General features: G+C 45.5%; 8 protein-coding genes and 1 riboswitch. Of the genes, 2 read left to right on the top strand and 6 right to left on the bottom strand.

What is annotated here, in order from left to right; all coding sequences use genetic code 11:
* Positions 1 to 166 precede the first annotated feature (166 nt).
* From HNQ47_RS02500 to sstT, 5 genes are all read right to left on the bottom strand, one after another.
* Positions 167 to 2,851, bottom strand: coding sequence for a DUF7601 domain-containing protein (locus tag HNQ47_RS02500; protein WP_183327222.1), 2,685 nt, complete (start codon positions 2,849 to 2,851; stop codon positions 167 to 169).
* A 239-nt stretch (positions 2,852 to 3,090) separates the two neighbouring features.
* Complete coding sequence (locus tag HNQ47_RS02495; protein WP_183327220.1) at positions 3,091 to 3,564, bottom strand: flavodoxin; 474 nt, start codon at positions 3,562 to 3,564, stop codon at positions 3,091 to 3,093.
* Positions 3,565 to 3,593: 29 nt separating this feature from the next.
* Positions 3,594 to 4,850, bottom strand: a complete 1,257-nt coding sequence (locus HNQ47_RS02490) for a bifunctional folylpolyglutamate synthase/dihydrofolate synthase (RefSeq protein ID WP_183327218.1) — start codon at positions 4,848 to 4,850, stop codon at positions 3,594 to 3,596.
* Positions 4,847 to 5,365, bottom strand: a complete 519-nt coding sequence (locus HNQ47_RS02485; RefSeq protein ID WP_183327216.1) for a folate family ECF transporter S component — start codon at positions 5,363 to 5,365, stop codon at positions 4,847 to 4,849. The genes HNQ47_RS02490 and HNQ47_RS02485 overlap by 4 nt, the downstream gene beginning before the upstream one ends.
* A 65-nt stretch (positions 5,366 to 5,430) precedes the next feature.
* Positions 5,431 to 5,528: riboswitch (THF riboswitch) on the bottom strand.
* A gap of 47 nt (positions 5,529 to 5,575) precedes the next feature.
* Complete coding sequence (gene sstT, locus HNQ47_RS02480; protein WP_183327214.1) at positions 5,576 to 6,835, bottom strand: serine/threonine transporter SstT; 1,260 nt, start codon at positions 6,833 to 6,835, stop codon at positions 5,576 to 5,578.
* 156 nt (positions 6,836 to 6,991) lie between these two features.
* On the opposite strand from sstT, the gene ftsH reads away from it, so the two are divergent.
* Both ftsH and HNQ47_RS02470 read left to right on the top strand, forming a co-directional pair.
* Positions 6,992 to 8,878, top strand: coding sequence for an ATP-dependent zinc metalloprotease FtsH (gene ftsH / locus HNQ47_RS02475; protein ID WP_183327213.1), 1,887 nt, complete (start codon positions 6,992 to 6,994; stop codon positions 8,876 to 8,878).
* A 904-nt stretch (positions 8,879 to 9,782) separates the two neighbouring features.
* Entirely contained in the window at positions 9,783 to 10,457 is a 675-nt protein-coding gene (locus tag HNQ47_RS02470) for a DUF4186 domain-containing protein (protein WP_246346019.1), read from the top strand.
* Here the strand turns inward: HNQ47_RS02470 and HNQ47_RS02465 are convergent.
* A complete protein-coding gene (locus tag HNQ47_RS02465; RefSeq protein WP_183327211.1) occupies positions 10,454 to 11,407 on the bottom strand; it encodes a carbohydrate kinase family protein in 954 nt (317 codons plus the stop codon). The genes HNQ47_RS02470 and HNQ47_RS02465 overlap by 4 nt on opposite strands.
* Positions 11,408 to 11,596 lie beyond the last annotated feature (189 nt).

The raw sequence follows: 11,596 nt of genomic DNA, 5'->3' as shown, positions 1-11,596 counted from the left end.
AAATACATTTTATCAAAGTTACCTACTCTCTGAGAAACGCTTCAACAGCGTATTTATCAACTTTTGATAAACAATGAATTCAGGCAAAAAGAAAAGGCCTGACTCTTTATTATTCAAAGAATCAAGCCTTAGAATTAGACGATTTCACTCGTTTTTTTTGCAGTACTTATGCGTATAACTTACGTAATGCAGCACAAGATGCACACAGTAAGATGAACCATACTGCTACGTTTTCACTCATTCCTGTTTGTACACCTTGACTGGATGTTGGCTGAGCTGCTTTCGGTTCTTCCTTTTTCGATTCCGGTTCTGGTTTTGGCTCCGGTTTCGTTTGATTGCGGAAAACGATTTCGCTCGCTGACTGACCGTTCAAAGTGATGACCGGCTCTCCATAAGCATAATAGATACCATCTTTTTCATCCTTTACAGCTTGCGGTGTAATACGGATCTCGTATACATTACCATCATAGATCATGTTCGTTCCATCTTGGACTAATTCGGAGATCGTATATAGGAATGTATGTCCGATATCTTTACTGGTAAATGAGATCGGGTCAAATACGATGGTTCCATCCGGCAGATTTTTCTTGATCTGCAGAATCTTTCCAGAAGCATCTTTCAGTACAAATTCAAAGACTGAACTTCCTGGTGCCTGTCCATTCAGTTGTTTTTTAGCTGTTAACGTAACCTTACCGTCTGCAATCTTTGCGTTCGTAAACGATACTTCGTTAATCGATCCTAGTTTGATCTTAGCTAAGATACCGTTGAACTCTGTTTCTATTGTGTCTTGAGAATCTTCTGTATCGGAATCATCTGTTACGACTTTACCGCTCTCAACAAATTCATTGGTATCCTGTTCACTAATATTGAACGTCACCCCATAAGGCAAATCTTCAATCGTAAGACTTTGTCCGCTTCTTAGATAAAACTGCGCATTTCCATTTGTGAAAGTAATGAGATGCAAAGTGCCGTTCTGGTCTTTGGCACTGTAATCTCCATTCAAATTTGGATCATCCGATTCCAACGTAATGAGGAATTCTTTCAGCGAATCATCTGCCGTTGTATTTCCAGTGACGGTCTTAGCCACTTTCAAATCCGTCTTCGTACGGTTTAGTGCCTGCAAGTAAATGTTTCCATTTTTACGAATTGTTACATACTCCGTGATCCATGCATCTTGACCATCAACGGCACGCTCGACGATTTTATATTCATGAGAGAAATCGAGATCATCACTTGGAAATTGATAAAGAAATACTTTATCTGTTTCGTTTGATAAGGATGATACATATTCACATTGCCAACCAGTATAGTAAAATGTATGAGTATCGATCGGATGTTCCATTTCAGGATCTGCCGTTACATCATACAAATCAAACGTGATTCGCGGATCTACCGTGACCGTGCCATCTTCACTGACTTCGGTTGCACTACCTGCCACCTTATTCAATTTAAATTTTCCGATCCAATCTTTTCGTAATTCGACCACTCGATCAAACAAGTTCAAATACAGATCAGAAAGAAGACAATTGCAGTGATTTAAATATCCAGTCACACTATTTGGATCAAACGAATGCGTCGGGTCACCGTCAGCAGTTGGAGAAATAAATAGATCATAATCACCTGCTGGCAAATATATACATGGACTTTCAAAATAACCATTTTTGTTTTTTGATACAACTGAATACACTTTTCCAGTATCTTTGTTCTTGAAATTAAGCAACAGTCCACTAATATTTTTGATAGCCTTTACCGAACGAATGGAGATTTGTAATCTTTCATATTTTTGGCTATTTACAGTATCCAGCACATAATTTGCTCGGATACCACTGCTCCAATTGCTATAACGATTAATGCTCTCAACCCAAAATTTATTGTCGTTATCAGAATAAGAAGAAATGTAACTGTAACTATTTATATCAGTAGAATCAATTTTTTCACCATCTACATAGAATCCCTCGAAAACAAATCTCATACCATTGCTTTCAATCGTTTTTGGCAGTCCGACAATGTACATTGAACGACCAGGATTGTATGTATCCTGAAGAACATATTTCACATTGTTCGCATCATAAGAATTAATAATTTGCTTTAGAATGTCATCAGGTACTTTGGCGCCTTTATACCAAGAAATGAATTGATAAAATAGTTGTACTTTTCCTTTATAAACATTTAAAGAATTTTGGGTATCTAAATTCATAGAATAATCAAAGTTTTCATTATCTTTATCTTTCAATTTGATATTGAAATTAATATTTTCTAACAAACCTTTTTTTAACAATTCTTGAATTAAATAACCTTCTCCATCTGGTGCTTCCTCTGCATTTTGGAATTGATTTTCCTCGTATGTTACGCCTTTAATTTGATCAATCGACAAATGATTATACATAAAATTGACATTTGCTGGTAAATCAACACGAATATTAACATATTGTGAAGATAATAAATAATCCAAATCAATTTCATGACCGTTTTTATCAACCAATTTACCGTTTTCATACTTCAGCGGCTCCTCCGGTTCATAGCTGAAATCCGGAGTATCACTTTCTTCCGCAGCCTGCGCGGTTTTTGCCATTGATTTGGCTTTGGTTGCCTTGCTTGTCTCTTCAGAAGTGGTTTGAGCTGTGCCTTCTGATTGACTGGTGGTTTGAGTCGCTGTTCCTGATTCACTAGCAGTTTCAGTTGCATCTTCCGGCCCGCTGGTTGAATTCGTTGTCAGCTCCGTTGTTTCAGTTTGTTGTTCAATTGGGGCCGTTTCCTCCGCCAGCACCCCTGCTTTTAACAAGAAAAGACAAAGAAAACAACTCACAAACAACGCTGCCAACTTAAAATAATTGGGCTTTTTCATTGTCATTTCTTGTCACCTCCTCTCTATCTATATTTATAATGTTAAGACTTTTATATCATTTAAACAACCAAGTTATCCTTTATTTTTCATTTCTTGCACATATTTTTATTTATATGACAATATTTTGTATTAGATTAAACCTATACCAATTCTGTTTTTCTTTGGCGCTGCACTAAAAAAGCACGCATTTCTGCGCGCTTCTTTTCAATATTTCTCTGTTCAATAAAAAAGACCGTGTCGACGGTCTAATCAATATATGTATGTACCCAGTCGAATACAGCTTCGGTATCGTCTTCGCTGATCTTCTCATAGGCTGCAAAGCAAGGTTTCACATCTGCACCGGCACATAATTCCTCCAGCTGTGCCTGGATCTTCTGCTCACCGGCTCCGCCATGCGATAAGAACGGCAGTACCATCTTGCCCTGCCAATCCTGATCTTTGATGAACGTTGCTAAAGGCAAAGCGATGCATCCGCCCCAGTTCGGCGTTCCGATCAGGATCGCATCATAGTCTTTCACATTGTAGTCTACGCTTTTATAGGCTGGATCTTCTTTGCGTTCGATCTGTTCCTGGACTTGTTTGATCATCTTTTTTTCATCCGATGCGTAGGCTTCGGCCGGCTCAATGCGGCAAAGATCCGCACCGGCCGCATGGCTGATCATATCTGCCAGATCTTTTGTATTTCCTGACTGACTGTAATAAACAACGAGTGTTTTCATAGCGTTCCTCTTTTCTTTATAGAGATATTTTAATCTATTTTCGATGGATTTTCACTCTGCATGCACCGCCGGATCGCCGGTACGGCATACAACGAACCGAAAACACAAACCGGCCTGCCCTGTGCCCGTGCCAGATGCAGCGCCGTTTTGACATTCGCACAAGCCTGCGCCGACTGGTGATTATTGTTCAGCCAGTCCGCCAAAGCTTCGGCGGACAAAGCACGTGGATTCTCCGGTGTCACCGTATAGAAACGATCCGCCAACGGTGATACGATCTTCAGCATCTTTTCATACTCTTTATCGGCCAGCATGCCGGTCACAAAAACGATCTTCTGATCGGGAAAATAGCGATCCAGGCTTTCTTTCAGCACGGCAGCGCCCTGGACATTGTGTCCGCCGTCCAATATCGTTACCGGATCGTGAGCGATGATCTCAAACCGTGCCGGCCACTGGGTCTGTGCCAGTCCCTGCCGGATCGCCGCATCGGAGATCCCCAGCCATTGGGCTGCCTGCACCGCCAAAGCGGCATTGTTGATTTGATACAAGCCAGCCAATCCGATTGAATATTCTTGTCCTGCCAATACAAAGGTCTGTCCGTTGATATCGGCCTGCTTGCGAATAGGGGATCGCGCTGCGCGAAGCTTGGCCTGCTGCTGATCACATGTCTTCTGGATGACCGTCATTGCTTCCGGTTTTTGATCGACCGTGAGCACTTTGTCGCCTGGCTTGATGATGCCGGCTTTATGACCGGCAATTTCGGTCAGCGTATTCCCTAACAAGCCCATATGATCATGATCGATCGGCGTCATGATATCCAAAACTGAGCGTTTGATCACATTGGTCGCATCATCCGTTCCGCCCAGTCCTGTTTCTAAAATAACAAGTTCACAATGTTCCTGCTTAAAATACTCGAACGCCAAGGCGGTCAAGGTCTCAAACTGGCTCGGTTTGACTGGCATGGTCTCGATCACGGTCTGCAGATGCGCTGTTAATTCCGCAAATGAATGATCATCAATGTGATGAGCTCCGATGCGGATTTGATCCATGACAGAATCCAAGGCCGGTGAAGTAAAACAACCCGTCTTGATGCCGGCGGCCGTCAGGATTTGATGCAGAAATTCACAGGTCGATCCCTTTCCATTGGTGCCGGCGACATGGATGCATTTTAACTCATCCTGCGGATCGTGCAGACGATGCAGCAGATCTTTTAATGCATCCAGTCCGAATGCTTCACCGGCAAAGGTCGGAAAAGAAGCAAAATACGCCAGTGCTTCTGCTTTCATCATTTGACCGTCACTTGCGGCCGGTACAGACGGGTGATCGGCTTTAAGACCACCATCACGATCAACGAATTCACCGGGATCATGACGATCTCCTTCAGCAGCCGTGCTGCCAATACGACCATGAACGCATTTCCGTAGAGCATCGACAGCCAGATACTGTTCAGGCCGATGCCGACGATCAGCGTATGTACAATTTCAGCCAGCACGATGCGCTGTACCGTGATTTCCTTGCCGTAGAAAAACTTCCCAAAAATGAAACCGGAAACCAGTCCGCTGATCGTGAAGCCTGGAAAATATGGTCCTGTCGGCTTGACCAGAAACGCACCGATATCTGTCAGGGCACCGACCAAAGCACCGATCCCCGTTCCGTAGAATGCCCCGGCAATCGCAATCGGCAGACTGCCGAAACGAATCTCGATCAGCTGTGTCAGCGGGATCTTAAAGAAGCCCAATAAGATCCCGACGGCCACCAACATCGCGGCCCCGGACAATACTTTGACATCTTTTAATTTTGACATTGAAAAACCTCCTTGTGCAGTCGGTCCTTTTACTACATAAGGAGGTAAATTACCTGTAGTTATGTAGCAGCGGGATGCGAACCGAACACCGCAAGCTTTGCTTTTCGTCTATTTGTCAACTCCCTGTTCAAATAGCACTTTACGCATTCAGTTCTACTCTGCTCTGTTGTCGTACATACTGTATCACACGAAATTCGTGTTGTAAATTTTTTATACATCCATCTTCTGCTGACCGCCAAGAAAAGTCGGCAGCGATTCCGGATGTCCGTCTTTGATCCACTGAGTATATTCTGCCGTGGCCGCAAACATGACATCGCCGCTCGAGTTCAGCGCCGTCTCAACACTGTCCTGCACCACGCTGATGATAAAGCCGATGCCCACCGTCTGCATCGCCACCGATGCATCGATCCCAAATAAGGAACAAGCCATCGGGATCAGAAGCAGGCTGCCGCCCGCCACGCCGGAGGCGCCGCAGGCACCCAATGTTGCAAGGATGCTCAGGATGACCGCTGTCGCAAAATCCACCTGCACACCGACGGTGTTGGCCGTTGCCAGCGTCATGATCGTGATCGTGATGGCTGCCCCGTCCATATTGATCGTTGCTCCCAGCGGAATGGAAACCGAATACATTTCTTCATCCAATCCCAGGCGCTTACATAAATCCATATTCACCGGAATATTTGCCGCGGAGCTGCGGGTGAAAAACGCCATCAGACCGCTTTCTTTCAGACAGCGCCAAACCAATGGATACGGATTCCGACGCATGCATACAAAAGACACCAGCGGATCGATGACCAACGCCACCAATAACATACATCCTACCAACGTCACAAGCAATTTCCCATATGTTCCGAACACGGAGAGACCGCTGCTGGAAACCGTTCCGTAAACCAGTCCCATAACGCCAAACGGCGCCAGGTTGATGATCCAGCGGACGATGGTGGAAACCCCCTCCGATAAATCTTTAAACATCTGCTTGGCCGCATCGGAATCCACCTTTTTCAGCGCCATTCCTAATAATACAGCCCAGAATAAAATACTGATATAGCTGCCTTCGGCCAATGCGTTGACCGGATTCTGAACAATGGAGTTCAATAAATTCGTCAGCACTTCACGAATGCCGCCCGGCGCATCCTGCTCCGCCACTTTGCCGGTCAATACCACCGTCTGCGGGAAGACATAACTGACCACGACGGCCGCAAACGCTGCCAGAAAAGTACTGAGCATATAAAGAAAAATGACCCGTCCGAAACGACGGTCCATCTTCGATGCCGAATTGGACAGCGACGTGACGATCAGCACAAAGACCAAGATCGGCGCCAGCGACTGCAGCGAACCTTTAAATAAGGTTCCCATCAACGTGATAAAATCCAGATGCTTCCAGATCAGACCAAGAACAGTTCCGACGATCAATCCGATCACAATACGTAAAATCAAATTTGTTTCATTGTATTTTTGAATAATTTTCATATTTCTGCCTCTTCCATGAAAAAAAATACCATAATTTACATCCTAAAAAAAGCATCATCTATAAATTGTGTGAAAAAAACGGAAATTTTAGCACTTCGCTTGCAAAAGTGCTAAATCTATTTATAATAAATATAACTTAACAAAGGAGGACCCATTATGGATGATCAAAGAAAACGACTCCTGCGCACAGAGCTCATCATCTTTGTCGTTTTGCTTATCATCGATTTAATTGTCGCCCCGATGGTGACGGCTCACCAAAAAGTTGCCGTCAGCTATTCGAAATTCCTCGACCAAATCGAAGAAAAGAAAATCGACAATGTCACGATCGAAGATGAGACCATTGAATATACGCTCAAAGGCGATGAAACCAACACCGTTTACACCACCGGCGAAATGAATGACCCTGATCTGGTCAACCGTCTGGAAGAATCCGGTGCAACGTTTACGCAGACCGTAGAAAACCAGTCGATCTGGAGCAACCCGTTCTTCTATTTCCTGATGACATTCGTGCTCCCGATCCTGCTCATCTACTGGCTGCTGCGCCGGAACATGAAACGGATGAAGAAAAATATGGATGACGGACAGTTCACCTTTACGCCGTGCGGAGACGGCGGCGGTTTCGGCTTTGGCAATATGGGCAAAAGCAACGCCCGTGTCTACAAAGGCGAAAAAACCGGCGTCACGTTCATGGACGTAGCCGGTCAGGATGAAGCCAAAGACAACCTGATCGAAATCGTGGATTTCCTGAATCACCCGGAAAAATATCAGGAAATTGGTGCAAAGATGCCGAAGGGTGCTTTACTGGTCGGCCCGCCGGGCACTGGTAAAACCTTATTGGCCAAAGCCGTAGCCGGTGAAGCCGGAGTTCCGTTCTTCTCGATTTCCGGCAGTGAATTTGTCGAAATGTTCGTCGGCCGCGGTGCCGCAAAGGTCCGCGATCTGTTCAAACAAGCCCGTGACAATGCCCCGTGCATCGTCTTCATCGATGAGATCGATACCATCGGTAAGAAACGTGACGGTGCCGGCAGTATCGGCGGCAACGATGAACGAGAACAGACTTTGAACCAGTTACTGGCTGAGATGGATGGATTTGACGGTTCCAAAGGTGTGGTCCTGCTGGCCGCAACGAACCGGCCGGAGATCCTCGACCCAGCCCTGACCCGTCCAGGACGGTTTGACCGCCGGATCCCTGTCGAGCTGCCGGATCTGGAAGGCCGTGAAGCCATCCTGCGTCTGCATGCGAAAGATGTAAAATGTTCACCAGAAATCGATTTCAATGTCATTGCCCGTGCCAGTGCCGGATCATCCGGTGCCGACTTAGCCAATATCATCAATGAATCCGCCCTGTTGGCGGTGCGTGATCACCGGAAACAAGTGGTTCAGAAAGATATGGAAGAAGCCATCGAAATTGTCATTGCCGGTGAGCAGAAGAAGGGCAAAGTCATGAGCACGAAAGAAAAGCTCATCGTATCCTATCATGAAATTGGTCACGCGCTGGTCGCTGCCAAACAGAAGAATTCGGCGCCGGTCCACAAGATCACGATCATTCCGCGTACCAAAGGTGCTTTAGGTTATACGATGCAAGTGGAAGAAGACGACGAAAACCTGATTTCCAAAGACGAACTGTATGCGCGGATCGTTACGTATACAGCGGGCCGGGCCGCCGAAGAATTGATCTTCCACTCCGTGACCAGCGGTGCTTCCAATGATATCGAACAAGCCACCAAGATGGCCCGGGCCATGATCACCCGGTTCGGTATGAGCGAGACATTCGATATGACCGCTCTGGAAACCGTCAACAGTCAGTATTTAGGCGGCGACACCAGTCTGGCTTGCTCGTCGCGTACAGCTGCCCGCGTGGATGATGAAGTCATTGCTTTGATCCGCAAGGCACACGCTGAAGCATATAAGATCCTGGAGGACAACATCGCCAAGCTGCACGAGCTGGCAAAATACTTATATGAAAAGGAAACCATCACCGGCGAACAGTTCATGTATATCTTGAACAAGCCAGCGGAAATTCCGACCAAAGCACAGAATTAATTTCTGTGCTTTTTTCAGACGATTTTAAGTCGTGCTTCGTATGATAGAAGCAGAAAGAAGGTGTCCACCATGAAAAAAATTTCTACGATTTGTACCGAAATGGCAACGACGATTTTGATTCTATTTGGAGCAGTCAATTATGCGGACCTTCGAAGTGACTTAGTAAGAGTCAGAGAAAACTCAACTTTCTAAAAAAATTTCAGCTTTCTTTCAGTCAAGTCACATAAGATAAAAGCAGAAAGAAGCACAACAGCTCTTTCGATAAGTATATGATATACATACTCTCTTCATACATATAAAACCCTCTCTCTATCTTTCATTCATATACTTATACGAAACGGAAAACCAAATGGTTTTCCGTTTTTTCTATTTATGACATAAAAATTTTGCATCGATTTTACAAACTCCGGTATCAACTTTACATAGCATTTGATACGATAAAGCTGACAAAGGAGAACCCCCCTGCAGCACATAAATCCATGGTTCACCGGAATCGCTGTGCTGATACTGAACGCTCTCATCCGTCAGCCACTAATAAGCATCCGAAACCCTCACAAATAGTGAACGATTCCGAAAAAAAATTACTGTCGCACAGCTGCAGACCGCATACTCTCCTTGTCCTGAAATGAAGAATCGTATTGATTTGGGTCCTTTCGTTTCTCTCCGGAGCAGGTCATCCTGCTCTATTTTTTTATTTTTTTAAGAATCTTTTAAGCAACTTTCGTTAAGGTAATAGTGTAAAAGATATGGACTGAATCTTTTACAGGAAACAATCACCTTGACAAACAAAAAAACTCTCTTCATAAAAATTAACCCTCTCTATCCAAAAGATGATTGTTCCTCACCATAAAATCGAGGATGAAAATCCTCTTTTTTTTTGACCAAAAACGCGTATCCTGTAAGTATGATCTATCCTTCCTTTACTTGCTACACCCAAGCGGATATCGATCAACTGCCGGATCTTCATCCCATGCTTCTGTATCTTTACCCAAAAGAACCGCTGACGATCCAGCCTTCAGCAACGGATCATGTGTTCTGCACCGGCTGTCACAGCCGCTTTGAATGGATCCGCGATCTTTGCGTACAATGTGTTCAAACGCACACGGATTTTACTTTTGTGCGCACGGGCAGTGAACTGATCGTCAACGGCCGGCTCTATCATATTCCGGCCGATCAGCAGATCCCGCAGGCCCGCAAAGCCGGCATCGACTATCATCCGCTTGATCCGCTGTTCGAACGTCTGTCCCGCTCTGCCTTCCGCAGCCGGTTTCACCTTGGCAGCAAGGAAACAGCCTACATTCAAGCCAAAGGCATCGAAACGATCCAGCACCATGCATATGACCTGATCGGCAGACGGCTGGCGCCGGCGGAACCGGAACACGACGGCAAGCAGACACCGATGCGCGGTCATCCCGTTTTCATCGCCCAGCATGCCACGGGAACGTGCTGCCGTTCCTGTTTATATAAATGGCATCACATCGCCAAAGGATCTGCCTTGAGTGCTGCACAGCAGGACTATGTCATCGCTGTGCTCATGGAATGGATCTATCGTGAGCTCAAAAAAAAGCAGGAACGTTAGTCCTGCTTTAATTCTTTTTCGACCGCTTCCAGATCCGGGATCGCCGGGATCGCACCGCGTTTTTCTACTGTCAAGCCAGCAACCGTGTTGGCAAAATTAATAAATTGTTTGGCCTGCGCTTCTGTGATTGAATCTGGTTTGACACGATATTTCGCAAACTGCGCCAGCATGCCGCCCCAGAACGAATCACCGGCACCCGTCGTATCGACAACTTCCCGCTTGACGGTATCTGCCTGCACGGTAAAGTTCTTCGTGCACATGGTCGCACCGCCGGCACCTAAAGTGACCACGACGCATTTCACGCCTTGATCCAGCAGTTTCTCTGCCGCTTCCATCGGATCATCGACACCGGTCAGCAGGCGGGTTTCTTCATCAGAAATCTTCATGATATCAACATACGGAATAACATCGCGCATGAAGATCTTCGCGGTCCGCTCATCTTTCCACAGCGGTGCCCGATAGTTCGGATCGTACGAAATGATCGCGCCGGCATCCCGTGCTTCCTCAATGGCGTAGAATGTCGCACTGCGGGACGGTTCATCCGTCAAAGACAACGAGCCGAAATGGAAAATATACGTATTATGAACAACATCCAATTCGACTTCATCGACCGTGATCTGCGTATCAGCACCTGGTTTCCGCGCAAATGCAAAATCCCGTTCGCCGTCTTTCAGCTGAACAAAAGCCAGGGTCGTAAAATAATTCGGATCCACGACCAATCCGGAAACATCGATATCATCTGCTTCCAATGTTTCTTTCAGCATTTCTCCGTGCATGTCTTTACCGACCTTGCCGATAAAGGCGCCTTTCAGGCCCAGACGTGAAACGGCAACCAGTACATTGGCCGGTGCGCCGCCTGGATTTTGTTCAAATAACGCGCGTCCGCCGGCACTGGTTCCGCAGGGCGTAAAATCAATCAGCAATTCTCCCATCGCTGTTACATCAAACATGGTTCCTTATCCTCCTTTGATTCATCCGTTGTCCTTATCTTAACATGACAAGCGATTGTCATTAAACACTGAAAACTTTGTAATTATGTAAAATTGCGTGAAAATTGTTAGACAATTTGTGTAATTTGTGTGAATTATTTTTCAGAATGATTGACAGGTTCTTTCAAAGTGCTATGATTTTCACATACA

Origin of the sequence: Catenisphaera adipataccumulans, assembly GCF_014202755.1 — a bacterium.
Taxonomy (GTDB): domain Bacteria; phylum Bacillota_I; class Bacilli_A; order Erysipelotrichales; family Erysipelotrichaceae; genus Catenisphaera; species Catenisphaera adipataccumulans.
Note: the sequence above shows the minus strand (reverse complement) of the source record. Positions and strands in the feature narration are given on the sequence as shown.